The organism is Sphingobacterium anhuiense, assembly GCF_042686355.1.
In the GTDB taxonomy this organism is placed as follows: domain Bacteria; phylum Bacteroidota; class Bacteroidia; order Sphingobacteriales; family Sphingobacteriaceae; genus Sphingobacterium; species Sphingobacterium anhuiense.
Window position 1 is genome coordinate 654,348 of sequence record NZ_JBHUPE010000004.1, and the last position, 15,594, is coordinate 669,941.

11 protein-coding genes are annotated in these 15,594 nt (G+C 35.3%); 6 read left to right on the forward strand and 5 right to left on the reverse strand.

The annotated features are described in order from the left end of the window. Positions 1-21: 21 nt before the first annotated feature. Positions 22-348: a hypothetical protein gene (locus tag ACFS6I_RS08405; RefSeq protein WP_380919606.1), complete on the reverse strand. Its 327-nt coding sequence runs from the start codon at positions 346-348 to the stop codon at positions 22-24. Positions 349-489: 141 nt separating this feature from the next. Here ACFS6I_RS08405 and ACFS6I_RS08410 point away from each other — a divergent pair, with 141 nt between their 5' ends. Beyond that, positions 490-1,716: an NAD(P)/FAD-dependent oxidoreductase gene (locus ACFS6I_RS08410; protein ID WP_380919608.1), complete on the forward strand. Its 1,227-nt coding sequence runs from the start codon at positions 490-492 to the stop codon at positions 1,714-1,716. A gap of 82 nt (positions 1,717-1,798) precedes the next feature. Here the strand turns inward: ACFS6I_RS08410 and ACFS6I_RS08415 are convergent, their stop codons facing one another. Beyond that, positions 1,799-3,964: a S46 family peptidase gene (locus tag ACFS6I_RS08415; RefSeq protein WP_380919610.1), complete on the reverse strand. Its 2,166-nt coding sequence runs from the start codon at positions 3,962-3,964 to the stop codon at positions 1,799-1,801. Between the two features lie 143 nt (positions 3,965-4,107). On the opposite strand from ACFS6I_RS08415, the gene ACFS6I_RS08420 reads away from it, so the two are divergent. Both ACFS6I_RS08420 and ACFS6I_RS08425 read left to right on the forward strand, forming a co-directional pair. After that, on the forward strand, positions 4,108-5,046 hold the full coding sequence (locus tag ACFS6I_RS08420) for a hydrogen peroxide-inducible genes activator (RefSeq protein ID WP_021189329.1): 939 nt from the start codon (positions 4,108-4,110) through the stop codon (positions 5,044-5,046). Between the two features lie 6 nt (positions 5,047-5,052). Further along, the gene (locus tag ACFS6I_RS08425) at positions 5,053-6,861 is read left to right on the forward strand and encodes a chloride channel protein (RefSeq protein ID WP_132768436.1); all 1,809 of its coding nucleotides are present in this window, start codon (positions 5,053-5,055) and stop codon (positions 6,859-6,861) included. Positions 6,862-6,881: 20 nt separating this feature from the next. On the opposite strand, the gene ACFS6I_RS08430 is transcribed toward ACFS6I_RS08425, so the two are convergent. Next, complete coding sequence (locus tag ACFS6I_RS08430; RefSeq protein WP_380919613.1) at positions 6,882-7,472, reverse strand: riboflavin synthase; 591 nt, start codon at positions 7,470-7,472, stop codon at positions 6,882-6,884. 662 nt (positions 7,473-8,134) lie between these two features. Between ACFS6I_RS08430 and ACFS6I_RS08435 the strand changes: the two genes are divergently transcribed. Further along, positions 8,135-9,793, forward strand: coding sequence for a GLPGLI family protein (locus ACFS6I_RS08435; RefSeq protein WP_380919615.1), 1,659 nt, complete (start codon positions 8,135-8,137; stop codon positions 9,791-9,793). Between the two features lie 56 nt (positions 9,794-9,849). Here ACFS6I_RS08435 and ychF read toward each other — a convergent pair whose 3' ends face one another. Further along, the gene (ychF, locus tag ACFS6I_RS08440) at positions 9,850-10,950 is read right to left on the reverse strand and encodes a redox-regulated ATPase YchF (protein WP_380919617.1); all 1,101 of its coding nucleotides are present in this window, start codon (positions 10,948-10,950) and stop codon (positions 9,850-9,852) included. A gap of 70 nt (positions 10,951-11,020) precedes the next feature. On the opposite strand from ychF, the gene ACFS6I_RS08445 reads away from it, so the two are divergent. Further along, the gene (locus tag ACFS6I_RS08445; RefSeq protein ID WP_380919619.1) at positions 11,021-11,362 is read left to right on the forward strand and encodes a Rieske (2Fe-2S) protein; all 342 of its coding nucleotides are present in this window, start codon (positions 11,021-11,023) and stop codon (positions 11,360-11,362) included. Between the two features lie 29 nt (positions 11,363-11,391). Here ACFS6I_RS08445 and ACFS6I_RS08450 read toward each other — a convergent pair whose 3' ends face one another. Further along, complete coding sequence (locus ACFS6I_RS08450; protein ID WP_380919621.1) at positions 11,392-12,645, reverse strand: hypothetical protein; 1,254 nt, start codon at positions 12,643-12,645, stop codon at positions 11,392-11,394. A 274-nt stretch (positions 12,646-12,919) separates the two neighbouring features. Here ACFS6I_RS08450 and ACFS6I_RS08455 point away from each other — a divergent pair, with 274 nt between their 5' ends. Continuing rightward, positions 12,920-15,577 (forward strand): DUF5916 domain-containing protein, encoded by a 2,658-nt coding sequence (locus ACFS6I_RS08455; RefSeq protein WP_380919623.1) that lies wholly within the window; start codon positions 12,920-12,922, stop codon positions 15,575-15,577. Positions 15,578-15,594 lie beyond the last annotated feature (17 nt).

Below are 15,594 nucleotides of genomic sequence, written 5' to 3' on the forward strand. Positions count from 1 at the left end.
GAGAATATCGGTTTAGACTGCTTAATCTTTTCCACCAAAGGTCACCAGCACCATTCCTATTACAATGATTGTAGAACCCAGAATCTGCATCCAGGTCAAAGGTTGTTTAAAAACAAGAGCCATTGCCAGCTGAACTGTTAAAAATGTGCCCCCTGAACATAAGGCAATTACAATCGGCTGTGGAAATGTTTTGAATAATTGAATGAGAAACCAGCTTGCAGTGATTAGAATAATATTACCTGCAACTAATGCTGACCAGTGATATTTTGGGTGAATTCCGCCATATTTAAAGATAATAGTTGAAACGATCTGACAAATCCAAAATAATAAGAAATAGAGATAATTCATGTCTGTGATTTACTGTTAATGATCCCTCAAATCTAATTGAATTTTAGGAAATACGAATTATTATTTTCATTTGTTAGTGTTGTTTTTCTTTTAAGAAAAAACAAATTGCCAAACCCAATGTTGTATTTGTAAATACAATTTATGGATTTATACGCAGGATTACCTTTTTGGATTATTAAAAATGCGCTTTACGATTATAACAATCCCTTAGAAAATGATTATGAAATTGATGTGGCAATTATTGGGTCTGGTATTACAGGAACACTAGTTGCGCATGAGCTCTGTGAACACGACATAAAATGTGCTATTTTTGATAAAAGAATCGTATCAAATGGCAGTACAGTTGCTAGTACAGCACAGTTGCAGTATGAAATTGATGTTCCTCTTCATGAAATGATTAGGGATGTCGGTGAGGCTCGTGCAGTTGGTGCTTATCGTGCAAGTTTAAGGTCGATTACAGATATCGAGCAAGTATTTAAAAAAACAGGTGTAAAGGGAGATTTTAGACGTGTCTCAACATGCTATCTGGCAAGTGATCAAGCGGGATGGAGTAGCATTCAAGCAGAATATGAGGCGAGAGTGAAACATGACCTTCCTGTTCGTTTATTAAATAGGAAAGCCCTAAAGAAGGAATATGGAATTGCAGGTCTTGGCGCATTATATAATGATACATCTGCACAAATGGATACTTATAAGTCTGCGACCGGTATTCTTAAGTATCATCAAAAAAAACATCAACTTCCAATTTTTTCTCCAGTTCAGATCGATCATTATCATGAAGTGAAAAATGGGTATGAACTATTGACGGATAATGGGTTTAAGGTTCGCTGTAAATATGTGATCATTGCCGCAGGATTTGAGGCGGGTCAATTTTTGCCAAAACAGGTTATGAATCTTAATTCAACCTATGCTTTAGTTTCTAAGCCTATTCATAAAGATCAATTTTGGAAAGAAAGAAGTTTAATATGGGAAACTGCGGAACCTTATTTCTATATGCGTACGACCTCAGATAATCGTATCATGATGGGAGGGGAGGACGAGGAATTTAGAGACCCCGATAAACGGGACCGTTTATTAAAGGGAAAAGTTAAAAAACTGGTCAAGAAATTCAATAAATTATATCCGGATATTGCTATCGATGTCAATATGGCGTGGTGTGGTACTTTTTCTTCTACGGCAGATGGTTTACCATTTATCGGTAGCTGGCCCGGTAAAAAAAGAATGCTTTATGCATTGGGGTATGGCGGAAATGGCATTACATTTAGTATGATTGCCGCTCAGGTGATCCGAAATATAATTTTGGGAAAGAAAGACGACCGTACGGATATATTTGGGTTTGGAAGATTAATGGATGATGGAGATAAATAGTTTTGTTTGTGATTTAAATATCAAATAATAAAAGGCTTATCGGAAATACGATAAGCCTTTTATTATTTGTTGCAGGGGATACTTATATACCCATTTCTTTTAATATAAATTGAGCATTGTCAATTTTGTCTGCTACCCATAGTACGTAACGAATATCAACACCTATTGAACGGCTATAGCTATCGTTCCATGCAAAATCATTAATGGTTGCATCGTATGAGCGGTCAAAATTGACTCCGATCAATTCGCCATATGCATTCATAATAGGAGATCCTGAATTACCTCCGGTAGTATCCATATTATAGAGCATATTAACAGGTACATCGTTCAGTTCTTTCTTAACATATGGTCCAAAATTCTTGTTTTCCCAAGCAGTTTTTATTTCAGCTGGATATTCAAAATCTGCCTCTCCAAGATTTCCTTTTTGTATAATACCTGCTAGTGTTGTAAATGGCTTCATGTACGTCGCGTCAACAGGAGAGTAACCTTTTATGTTTCCGAATGTTAGTCTCAATGTGGAGTTCGCGTCGGGAATAAAGTTTTTAGACTGATACAATTCCTTAACTGCCACATAATCTCCCATCAATTTATTTAACACTCCATCTCTTCTTTTTTGCTCAACTGCAAATTGCTGAATATCTTGTTCTAGTGACGATTGAAATTTCATTAGGTTATCAGAATAAGCCAACAAATTAGTCCTATTTGATAAAATATCATTAAATACTGACGCGCTGTTATTTAATTTCGATTCTGTAATAAGCTCCCCGGCGTATGCACTTGCAAGATTATTGTCTTGAAACTTCAGTTTTTGTATTGTTTCGATTTGATTGTTCCCTTGGAAAGTATGTGCGTCAGCTAGCATCTTAGCAAAGATACGGAGATCTGCATACATGCTGTAACTTTCGTAGATACCTTTTAAGTTCGTTTTTAACTTATTAATATTAGCTTCAAAAAAAGCATTTTGATCTTGTGATGTACTTTGTTGTAGCATCGCTGCCTTAAACGTATTAATTTCTTTTGCAACGCGCATTAAACTCGTACTCGTGTAGATGTTATTCATCCACATTTCTTTGTAGACGTCTTGATTGATTAATTTGTATAGGCCATCAATGTCATTCATCAGCGTGCCATATTTATTTTTTAAATCTGATTTGCTATTGATAAAAGTACTTAGTGCTTGATCTTCTTTTATTTTGGTATTTATTAAATCAATATTGCGAAGACCTTTTAGTTTTCCTTTATAGTTTTTTAAAACATTAGCGTTTCTTTTAATACGTGTCGCTAAGTAAAGGGCGGCATCATTATCTGTTTTTCCTGCCTCATACATGCGCTCATTTTGAAATTCATACAAATTAGAAACATAAGGCAGTAAAAAATTTTGTTGATATTGAATGTATTGTGCAGGACGGTGTCTAAATGTTTTACCTGGATACCCTAAAATGAAGACGAAATCATTCTCATTAACACCTTTCGGGTTTACTTTTAAAAACTTTTTCGGTTGATAAGGGACATTTTCTTTTGAATATTTTGCAGATGCACCATCTTTACCAACATAAGCACGTAAGAATGAATAGTCTCCTGTATGTCTTGGCCAGATCCAGTTGTCGGTTTCACCTCCAAATTCTCCGATGTTTTGACGAGGAATATATACTAAGCGTACGTCTTCAATTGTTTTATATCGGAATAGTACATATGTCTTACCGATAAACATTTCAGAAACTTCAGCTTTGATCGTTGGATCCTGTTTTTGAGCCTGTTCTACTAGTTCTTGTTGCTTTTTCTTAATAATTGTTATTCTTTCGGATGGATCAGTGATATGTGCAACTGCCGCCAGAATTTTCTCAGAAACATCTTCGTAAGAGTCTGTAATACGTATAGTTAGTCCTCTTGCTTCAATTTCTTGTTCATGTGACTGTGCTACGAAACCATTTTTAAGATAGTTGTTGATGGGAGTACTCGCAAGCTGTACTGCCGAGAATGCACAGTGATGGTTCGTGATGATCAATCCACTTCCTGATACAAATGAACCTGTACATCCGCTTACTTGTACTAAAGCATCAACGAGTCCGACTTTTCCTGGATTATAGATATCCTTTTCATTTATTTTTAGTCCCGCATTTTTCAATCCCGCATTTTTTAATTCGCTAAGAGGAAACATTCCTTCGTCAGGAGATTTCGCATGGATAGTGGGAGCAGCTGTCGCTAAAAGTAGGAGTAAACTCCAGGATTTTGTATTCAGTAACTTCATGTTTGTTTATATATTATTAAATAGGATTGTTCTGTCCGATCGAAGCTCAAAGATAAAAAATATTAAGTACATATCTTTCGATCGCGATTCGATCATTTGGTATGAAATATGTTTGTTACTTTTGTATAAATAAAATTGATAAGATGACGCTCATTCAATTAGAGTATATAGTCGCCGTTGATACATATAGAAACTTTGTAGCCGCTGCCGAAAAATGTTTTGTAACACAGCCCACATTAAGTATGCAAATCCAGAAACTGGAGGAGTCTATTGGAGTTAAAATTTTTGACCGAAGCCGTCAACCTGTAATTCCTACTGAAATTGGAGAAAAGATAATTGCACAAGCTCGTATTATTCTGATAGAAAGTAAAAAAGTTTTGGAGATTGTCCAAAATGAAAATGGTGAATTGGACGGAGAGTTACGTATAGGAGTGATTCCTACGATAGCCCCTTATTTGTTACCTACGGTTCTTACACGGTTTATGGATAAATACCCTAAAATGCAATTACAAATTTGGGAGTATACCACCGAAAGAATTGTTCACGAGTTGAAAGTAGGACTTTTGGACTGCGGGATCTTATCGACACCATTACATGAAGCAGGAATAATTGAAAAGCCACTTTTTTATGAAAACTTTGTGGCATATATTTCGGAAAACAGTCCGCTTTTCGGTAAAAAGATGTTGAGCTCTGATGATATCGGAGAGGATAAGCTTTGGTTATTGAATGAAGGTCACTGTATGCGTGGACAGGTATTAAACATCTGCCATCATAAACATAATTATGATAGTTCTGGTCGTTTTGAATATAATACCGGGAGTGTAGAGACTTTAAAAAAGATGGTGGATATCAATTCGGGAATTACAATATTACCCGAATTATCTATTGTAGATTATAATGAAGATCAGCTAAATCGGATTCGTTATTTTAAAGCTCCGGAACCTGTCCGTGAAATAAGTCTTGTAACAACACAGAATTTTGTCAAAAAACAAGCTATTGAAGCGTTATCGCGTGAGATTATGGAAGCAATACCGGAAAAGTTTAAATCAAAGAAAAAGAAAGAGGTTCTAAGTTTTCAATAATATAAAATGAATAGTAAAACATTAAGAGGCAGGCTTAATAGAAAATTAGATGCGCTTAATCATTGGCGGATGCATAAAATTTCGAATCGAAACTTTATCATTATTTTAGCTTTTGTAGTCGGGATTATAGGTGGTGTAGCTGCTTCTGTGTTAAAAGCATTAACGCACTTTATTGCTTCGACCTTACAGGATGATGTGGATTGGCATTATAAATATTCATTCTATTTATTCTTCCCATTATTAGGTATTCTTTTGAGTGTCTTGTATGTGCGTAAGGTGCTAAAGGCGAAACATCTGGAGCACGGTATAACACCTATTATTTATGCCATTTCCAGAAAATCGAGTCAGATTCCTGTTCACAATGTCTATTCGCAGATAGTCACCTCGGCTATAACCGTTGGGTTTGGAGGATCTTGTGGATTAGAGGCACCTATTGCGATGAGTGGATCTGCTATAGGATCTAATACGGGGCGATTTTTTGGCTTGCAATATAAAGAGGTGACGATGCTATTGGCTTGTGGAGCTGCAGCTGGTATCGCAGGGGCTTTTGACAGTCCTTTAGCAGGAATGGTATTCGCTATCGAAATTTTATTACCGGAATTCTCCATTCCCGTACTTATTCCGTTATTGATTTCGGCAGCAATGGCATCGGTAGTTGCACAATCTCTATATAGTGAACCCCTATTTCATACTTTTAGTACAGAGTGGGAGGTGTCTGCACTATTTTTCTACTTATTGTTAGCTTTATTGGTTGGTGGTTATTCTGTTTATTTTGCGAAAATCAGTAGTATTGTCAAGAATTGGTTTACAAATATTAAAAATCCTTACAATAAGGTGTGGGTTAGTGGCATATCATTGGGGTTGATGATCTTTATCTTCCCTGCTCTTTACGGAGAAGGATATATTGCGATTCAGCAAATATTGAATGGTCAATTTAATGCCATTGTTAAGAATAGTCTATTTGCAGATTATCAAGATATCGGGCTTGTAATATTAGCTTATTCGGTCTTAACTCTTTTTGCCAAATCATTTGCCGCTCTGTTTACCCTTAATGGTGGTGGAAACGGAGGTGTTTTTGGTCCTAGTCTGGTGATGGGCGGGCTATTGGGCTTTGCTTTTGCTTATGGAGTCAATCTGACAGGAATAACAGAATTGAATGTTCCTAACTTTGTAGTGGTCGGCATGGCCGGCGCCTTGAGTGGAATCATGCATGCGCCATTGACAGGTGTTTTTCTAATCGCAGAAATCACTGGAGGGTACGGATTGATGGTACCGCTAATGCTTGTCACTTCCATTTCATATTTAATTAATAGATCGATACTGAAATACTCTATTTATACGAAAGTTTTAGCTGATTCAGGAGACTTGCTGTCTTACGAGGACAAGGATCGATCTGTATTGAGTATGATGAAGGTAAGGTATGTTTTAGAAACTAATTTTGTCATACTAAGACCTGAAGAAACCCCTAAAATGAGACAGTCTGATATTATTCACAGTAAGCGTAATATTTTTCCTATTGTTACTGAAAAGGGCAAATTGCTCGGTATCTTATATAGCGAACGCTTATTTTCTATTTTATTGGGTGAGGAGGAAGGTATCGACCAACCTTTTAGTAAGTTAGCGGAAACACCTACTGATCTTGTTAAAATACATGAAGAAGATATGGAGTCGGTCATGCTCAAGATGAAAAAAGATGATGTATGGATATTACCAGTGATTGATAAGGATGGGAATTACCTCGGCTTTGTATCAAAATCAAGTGTCTTTAATAAGTACAGGGCATTGCTGATGCGACAAGGACATTATTTGGAGTAACATGAAATATGGCTTTGAGATTAATCTCTCAAAGCCATAATTTTTGATACATATTTGCCTATGATATCAAATTCCAGATTTACTTTTGTACCTACTTCTACATTTTTTAAGTTTGTGTGTTCAATAGTGTAGGGGATAATTGCGACAGAAAATTGATCAATTTTAGAGTTAACTACAGTCAGGCTAATCCCGTTTACTGTAATAGATCCTTTTTCAACTGTGATATTCTGAAGCTTTGGATCATATTGAAATGTAAATACGAAACTTCCATCTTGATCTTGTTTGCTGATACATGTTGCTATCTGATCAACGTGACCTTGTACAATATGTCCGTCAAAACGTCCGTTGGCCTGCGTACAACGTTCTATATTCATGACATCGCCAATCTTTAAATCTTGAAGATTTGTTTTTTGCAGTGTTTCATCAATTGCAGTCACTTGATGAAAATTTTCTTCAATTCCAACAATGGTTAAACAAACTCCGTTATGGGCCACACTTTGATCTATCTTTAATTCATTGGAAATCTGGCTCTCGATATACAAATGAATATTTGTATCTTCTTTGACAATATCTTTGACCTTTCCTAAGGTTTCTATAATTCCTGTAAACATGTGTTTTTCTGATTTTATACAAAGATAAAGATAATCTGAGGATATAAAAACACTTAGAATCATTCTAAATTGTAGTAAAATTACTACAATTTAATATTATTAAAAAAAATAAGAATAAATAATTTGTTATAGTGTAATATATACACTATCTTTGTTGCATCATAATTTAGGTTTATAATTGGTTTTAAAGGTTTTCATTCTCCCCGTTTGAAAACCTTTATTTATTTGTAGAAATATTATTTTTCTTTTAAGTTTTAAAATTGTCATTTACATAATTATATAAGTTTTATTTTGATTTCATTATTTTTATTTAAAAAACGTTATTGTGTTGGATTTACACCATATCAAACGAATAATATTGATATCTGGCATCTGGTTAAAAGAGTTGCAATAGTGCTCTTTTAAATCCTATTTTTTATTGATAAATAATAAAAATTGTATTGCTTTTCACTATATTTCTTTATTATTTTTTCAGTGTTCAAATAATTATTTTGTAAGAATAATAAATATATTTTACCTTTGAAGTAGGTTTAGGTTGATTACCTCTTTCAAGAGGTACTTTAAAGCCTGGGAAATCGCTCGATTCTCTCAGGCTTTTCTCTTTTTTAGCCATATTATCAATCATTTTTTTAAATTTGAAAATTAATCATTTATTCCATACTATGCGTATATTATATCTATTTCTATCTCTCTTTTTTTTCCAATCACTGTTTGCTCAGAAAGGCATTTTAGTTGAATATCAGCGTTCCAGTAATAATAAAGTTATGGAATCGCAGGATCCGACTTTAGTTTATGCAAATACCGAGCAAACAGTGATTACAAGCCGTAAGATTATGAGCGGTGAGGCTAAGATGCCTTATGAACTTTTTGTTATTAAAAGACCTTCAAATGCTTATTATAAGATGACACGGGTCAATGCAATGAAACAAATAGGTACAATTGATTCTAATGCGATCAATAAACAAAATCTGGAGATTACTAAGGAAACTAAAAAAATATTAGGCTATACTTGCTATAGAGCTAAGACAAGTGTCAACTCGAATAGCATTGACATCTGGTATACGACCGAGCTGAAGGTAAAAGGTGGTCCTTCAGATTTGGGGCAGAACCTCGGCTTTGTACTTGAAGTAGTCCGTAATGGTAATTCTGCAATAACAGCAAGTAAAATAGAAAAACTGAAGGAATGGCCAACGTCATTAAACTTGCCTCAGTCATTGGTCTATGTTGATGATTTGACCTATAAAGATGAGCTGTGGAAAAGCAGGTTTACGCAAGTCCCTGTCTTTAGAAATGAAAAGATCAGCTTTTCTGATGATAGTAAATCGGATAGTATTTTAAGATTTGCAAATGGTACTGTTATAGTTAAAAAAGTGAAAATTCCTAAAATTAATCCTGGACAAACTGTATTTGTGCAATTGACTGAAAAATCAAAAGGTGACGCTTACGATCGTACAGGTTCTATTTTTATTATTCCACAGGATCAGCAACTGTCTTTTTTAGATGGTATGCAAAAAGGGATGAATACGCTACCGTTTTATGATAATGGTAATGGTAAAAAATACCAGGGCGTGATCCGTACGGCAAATTATTCTCCTATCTTAGAGCTTATGCGCTTCTTTACACCTTTTGGTGTGAGTCAATTTAATTATTTAAAATTGAAGGGCAAGACGTGGCAAGATTCTGTATTATATAGACAGGACATAAGTGAGCTTGCGGGTGCTATCAGTGATCAGGAAGTATATGTAGGTGCTTTTATTGGAAATTATGATAAAAATGGGCATGAGGTAAGTCTTGAATTGACGATACATTCAGGTTTTGATAGAAGCCAATCATTAAAAAAATTACTACCTATTTTTAATACCACTAATGTAATGGAAATGGGCGGTCAGGAGTACGGAACGATGTTCAATAAGGAACAAGGTCTGGCAGTAACTTTTGAGTTGAAGGAGGATGCTGAAAATGTTCAACTGCGCTACGTGACTACCGGACATGGTGGATGGGGTAATGGTGATGAATTCGTACCTAAAACAAATAGCATATTTTTTAACGATGTACCATTATTTAGCTATACGCCATGGCGTAACGATTGTGGATCATATCGATTAAGTAATCCTGCTTCCGGAAATTTTGCTAATGGTCTATCTTCTTCGGATTTGAGTCGTTCTAATTGGTGTCCAGGAACGGTAACTTATCCTATTTTTATCGATATAGGAAAACTTAAAGCTGGAAAGCATACTGTCCGTGTTCATATTCCGCAAGGCGAAAGCGAGGGAACAAGCTTCAGCAGCTGGAATGTATCGGGTGTATTGTTATATGACTAAAACGAAAAGGGCTGAAAATATTTGTTTTCAGCCCTTTCTAATTATTTTAATATTAATTATACATTGAATCTGAAGTGCATAATATCACCATCTTCAACAATATATGTCTTGCCTTCTACCGATAATTTACCAGCTTCTTTACAAGCGGCTTCAGATCCTAATTCGATAAAATCATTATATTTAATTACCTCTGCACGGATAAATCCCTTTTCAAAGTCCGTATGAATAACACCTGCTGCTTGCGGAGCTGTGAATCCTTTTTCAATTGTCCAAGCACGAACTTCCTGCACACCAGCAGTAAAGTATGTTGCTAAGTCCAATAGTGAATAAGCTGCCACGATCAATTTAGAAACACCAGATTCCGCTAAACCTAGATCATCTAAGAACATCTGACGCTCTTCAAAACTTTCTAATTGTGCAATTTCCGATTCAATCTGAGCAGAAATAATTAATACCTGTGCATTTTCATCCTTAACTTCTTCCTTTACACGGTCAACATAAGCATTACCGGTATTGACAGAAGCTTCGTCCACATTACAAACGTATAATACAGGTTTTACTGTTAGTAATGCTAAATCTTGAATGAAATCGAAATCGTCTTTTTCAAGAGGTGCTGTACGAGCTGATTTACCAGCTTCTAAATGGTCTTTTACTACAGATAAGATTTCATAAGTGCGTTTTGCATCTTTATCTCCACCTGTTTTGGCCATTTTTTCTACTTTTTGAATACGTTTCACAACAGTATCCAAATCTTTCAACTGTAACTCAGTATCAATGATTTCTTTGTCACGGATAGGATCTACAGATCCATCAACATGGATCACATTGCCGTCGTCGAAACAACGTAAAACGTGAATAATTGCATTTGTTGTACGAATATTCCCTAAGAATTGATTACCAAGACCTTCACCTTTAGAAGCGCCTTTTACTAAACCAGCGATATCAACAATCTCAATTGTATTTGGAACAATTTTTTGAGGATTAACCAATTCAGCTAATTTATTAAGACGGGTATCAGGAACAGTGATAACCCCAACATTTGGTTCAATAGTACAAAAAGGAAAGTTTGCCGCTTGTGCTTTAGCGTTAGACAAACAGTTAAATAGTGTTGATTTACCTACGTTAGGTAATCCAACGATACCGCATTGTAAAGCCATAAAATATGCTAGTTTTTTGAATTTACGCAAAGATAAAAAATAAGTCGAAACTTTCTATGTATCTTTAATTATGTTGCAATGGTATAAGATCGATAAAACGAGTTTTTATGTTGAAAACCGAATTTACGAGGTAGAGGCGGGTCGCACCCGGATATGTATTATGCATAATGCAAATGGCTGGAAAGCATTTTCCAGGAAATGCCCACATGCAGGGGCTTCATTTGTTACGGGCTGGAGCGAGGGTGAAGAAGTGGTTTGTTCTTATCACCGGCATCGGTTTAATTTAACAACCGGGAAAGGTTGTCCCGGGCAGGGTGATTTTATTAAAATATACCCCACTAAAGTTGAAGATGAAGAACTGTATGTTGCCATTGAATCTTCAGGATCTTTCTTTTGTAGGTTGTTTAAATAGGAATCTTTTTGATTAACGATTGGATCCAATTATCTGTTGTTCGGATATTCCTGTATCCAGTTGAAACCACGATTCATTAACTCAAATGATTTAGGGTCCTTTTTTGTAAGTCTGATTTCTTCCAATCGATCTTTTATTTTTACTTTTAACAATACATCACCATTTTTTTCGAGTTTATAATCAAAGGTATAATTGTTTAAGGTCATCTTACTTTCAGGGGTATTAAAACCAGCTCCGACATATTGTGCATGGTAAAAATTATCACGCACCAGTGCATTTCCTTCATATTCGAATATTACATATGACCAGTCATTTGGTATACTAATCCTTTTGTCTGAACTTGTATTGATTTGATAAATGCCATACAATGGCGATTTCTTAAAATATTGTGCTATTAATTTCTGTCGATTAAAAACACTAAATAGCTGGGTTGAAATAAACAGTATAATCAGTAAAACTTTGCATATCGATACGCCCCACTTTTTCCATGTTTTATTGAACACAGGCCTATTAATTTGCTTAAGTTGACTAGCCTCTCCTTTGAAAAAAAGATCTATTAAAGATTTGAGATAGGGAAGTAATAAAAATACCGATAATATGACCAGTGCAGTTGACATCAACTTTACAGGCACATCGTAAAAATAATTTATGGCCATTATATTTAAACTTGTCGCCACTGTGATTAAAGCGCCTAAAACCATTGTTTTCCTAAACAGGAGTAGGCCTGCCATTGCTTCTATAATACCAATAAAAATATTGTATCCTTTTGAAAAACCAAAGAAATTCCATGCCAATCCCATTGGAGAAAATTCACCTAAAGGTTGCATAAGCTTGGTCAATCCTGAAGGCGGCATTTGTGCATGCATCAATTTGATTACACCATAGTTGATGAGCATGAATGCAATATAATATCGAATAAAGACCGTCAACCAATAATAGCACTTATTGTAATTATTTCTTTTAGTATCTATCAAGGTCCAAATGATGGTTCCCAGAACACTAATGATAACTAATATAAGAAGTGTTACCCAGTCATAAGAAGTATCTCCACTACCGTTGGAGAAAATAGAATAGTCGTATTGATATTTTAATATATTTTTCGAAAACCATGGTGTACAGATATGCATTAGCATAATCAATGGTCTATTGATGAAGCTGAAAAGAGGGAATGAACCGTTATTACATATCACTATAAATAATAAAATAAAAACGAAAGAAAAACGAAATCCTATTTTTTTTCCAAAACTCCAGTATATGGTCGTGTTATTAGTGGAATTAATCATAAAATGGTTTAAATAATTAGCTATTGATTACTAAGATAGTGTTTTCATTTAATTTTCCATTTACTTGCGAGAAATATTATTGGGATGTTTATAGATTGATGCTAGGAACTGAGTTTGATATTCTTTTTATGAATTTTAATTTTTAACAAAGGAAGTTATCTTAATAATCTGTTGCAAATTCAATTATAGTATGATTTATTTTATTTAACTTGGTCAATTGACTTATATATAACACCAATATTATATAGAACCTACAAAAATAATTGGATAATTTATGAAATATTATTGTTTCCTGGCTTCTTTGTTCATCCATAGTCTATGTCAGGCTCAGGATCAAAGAAAAGAGGTCGTTTCTTTAGACAGCGCTTATAAAAGAGCGTATCATATTACAAAACTTACAGGAGAACAGCCTCGAATTGATGGGAAACTGGATGAAACTATATGGAAGGATAAGGGAGAATGGTCGGAAAAGTTTTCTCAGGTAATTCCTTTTGAACGCGTTTATACACCCTCATGGACTCGGATGAAAATATTTTATGATGATGAAAATGTTTATGTAGGAGTTTATTGTAAGGATGTACACCCTGAAACCATGAATGCATTTATTGGTAATCGCGATGATAACAGTAATGGAGATTTGATCAGTATTGCATTTGACACCTATCATGATTATCGTGTGGCGTCTGAATTTAATGTTAATCTGGGAGGAAATAAGACAGATTTGACGGTGACGGATAAATTATCTGTCAATCTGAGTTGGAATACTGTGTGGGAAGGACGGACGAATATCGACCTTGCAGATTCAAGCTGGACGGCAGAACTGAGAATTCCTTTTAGCCAATTGCGTTATAATCAGAAAAATGAAGATGGTATTTGGGGTTTACATGTAAGGCGCATCATTCGTAGAAATAATGAGGTGCAGAATTGGAGTTTAATTCCAATAAAAAATAATGGACATGTTTTTTCTTTTGGAGAGATGCACGGTATGACAGACTTGCCAAAGCCAAGAGGAATTGAATTTTTGCCATACACGATGAGCAAATTTGTCCGAAATCCGAAAGTACCTAACAGCCCTTTTCAGAAAGGGAGCAGGTGGCAAGCCACTGCGGGTTTAGATGCGAAATTTGCACTGAATGATTTTACACTGGATATGACTATAAATCCAGATTATGGTCAGGTTGAACTGGATCCGTCGGTCATGAATTTATCCGCTTTCGAGATTTTTTATGATGAAAAGAGACCTTTTTTTCTTGAAGGTAAACATATTTTGGAGTTTGATAATAATGAAGAGGGGATGATGTTTTACTCCCGTAGAATAGGAGCAATGCCTACTTATCGACCCAAAAATATAGATAATCTGACAAGTTTTGCGAGCACACCAAATCCTATTCCCATTTTAGGTGCTATGAAGTTAACGGGCACGAACAGAAATGGTGTTACAGTTGGATTTCTTGAAAGCATTACTGCGGAGACTACTTCTAAAGTGATGCGAAATGGTGAACCCGATAAAGAGATTACAGAGCCTTTAACCAATTATACGGTGGCTCGTGTACAAAAAAATTGGGAAGGCAATACACTAGTAGGTGGTATGGTAACTTCGGTAAATCGTAAGTTAGGAAGAAAAGATCTGGAAGATGCAATGGTTGAAAATGCTTTTACAACTGGAGTTGATTTTACGCAGTACTTTGCTAAGCGTCTTTACTATATCGATGCAAAAGGTATGTTCAGTACTTTACATGGCTCAGCTGATGCGATCCTTAATACGAAAATGAATGCGACCCACTATTATCAACGTGAATCAGGCTCGGATTATCTGAATTTAGATCCGGATAAGAAGACCTTACAAGGTACGGGTGGTTATGTAAAAGTGGGTAAGAGAGGAAATGCGCAATGGAATTTTGCAGAAACTTTTAGTTGGTCATCACCGGGATTCGATCTTAACAATGTGGGGTATCTTCGTCAATCTGATTTTAAATTTAATGAATCTGAGATCACCTATCGAAAAACAGATCCATGGGGCCCATTTCGTTTTGCAGGAATTAATCTAACGCAGAAAAATATGTGGAATTATGGTGGAAAGGCTATTAATAATAATATTGCACTCCGTTGGAGGAGTTTAAGTACGAAACGTCGTATCGAAATGGATATCAAGGAAACCTTTAACTGGAATACCATTGATAGCCGTCAACTTCGTGGAGGGCCAGACTTAAGATTGAATTCTAATTTTGAATCTAATGTAATGGTTAGTTCAGATCGTGCAAAACGGATCGTTTTTAAATTGGATTATAATGGACGACACTATTTGGAACAGGAGACGGGGTATAATGCAATACACCCAAGTATGATCTTCCGGTTAGGGGACCATGTTCGTCTTACAGGACAGCTAAATTATGCATGGAATAAAGATAATCTGCAATATGTAAATAGTATTTTACCAACGGAAAAGAGTACAGATCGCACGACCTATGTTATGGGGCGTATGAAACAACAAACCTATGGTGTTACCTTAAATATGCAGATGAATCTAACACCTGATATTTCAATTCAATATTATGGTTCTCCTTTCACTTCAGTTGCTAAATATGATCGCTTTAAAGAAGCCGCGAATACAGATTCTCACACTTATGAGGATCGTTTTAGAATGTTTACGGCAGAGGAAATAAGTTTTAATTCAGGTGTTTATGAAGTTGATAAAGGAAACCATGTGCTAAAGTTCAAAGATCCAAACTTTAGTTTTAATGAATTTCGCTCAAACTTAGTTGCACGCTGGGAGTATCTTCCTGGATCTACTTTGTATCTTGTCTGGGAACATAATCGCTCTAATCGTGACGAGATTTATCAAACCGGCTGGGGAAATAATCTAGATCGGATGTTTGGGTTACCCGCAAGCAATACTTTTATGATGAAGATCAATTATTGGATCAATATGTAGTATTCGCTTCTTATCTT

Excerpts from the sequence above, each read along its gene's own strand:
- ACFS6I_RS08435 (WP_380919615.1), top strand. The coding sequence starts at position 8,135 with ATGCGTATATTATATCTATTTCTATCTCTCTTTTTTTTCCAATCACTG.
- ychF (WP_380919617.1), bottom strand. The coding sequence starts at position 10,950 with ATGGCTTTACAATGCGGTATCGTTGGATTACCTAACGTAGGTAAATCA.
- ACFS6I_RS08420 (WP_021189329.1), top strand. The coding sequence starts at position 4,108 with ATGACGCTCATTCAATTAGAGTATATAGTCGCCGTTGATACATATAGA.
- ACFS6I_RS08415 (WP_380919610.1), bottom strand. The coding sequence starts at position 3,964 with ATGAAGTTACTGAATACAAAATCCTGGAGTTTACTCCTACTTTTAGCG.
- ACFS6I_RS08425 (WP_132768436.1), top strand. The coding sequence starts at position 5,053 with ATGAATAGTAAAACATTAAGAGGCAGGCTTAATAGAAAATTAGATGCG.
- ACFS6I_RS08410 (WP_380919608.1), top strand. The coding sequence starts at position 490 with ATGGATTTATACGCAGGATTACCTTTTTGGATTATTAAAAATGCGCTT.
- ACFS6I_RS08445 (WP_380919619.1), top strand. The coding sequence starts at position 11,021 with ATGTTGCAATGGTATAAGATCGATAAAACGAGTTTTTATGTTGAAAAC.
- ACFS6I_RS08405 (WP_380919606.1), bottom strand. The coding sequence starts at position 348 with ATGAATTATCTCTATTTCTTATTATTTTGGATTTGTCAGATCGTTTCA.
- ACFS6I_RS08455 (WP_380919623.1), top strand. The coding sequence starts at position 12,920 with ATGAAATATTATTGTTTCCTGGCTTCTTTGTTCATCCATAGTCTATGT.
- ACFS6I_RS08450 (WP_380919621.1), bottom strand. The coding sequence starts at position 12,645 with ATGATTAATTCCACTAATAACACGACCATATACTGGAGTTTTGGAAAA.
- ACFS6I_RS08430 (WP_380919613.1), bottom strand. The coding sequence starts at position 7,472 with ATGTTTACAGGAATTATAGAAACCTTAGGAAAGGTCAAAGATATTGTC.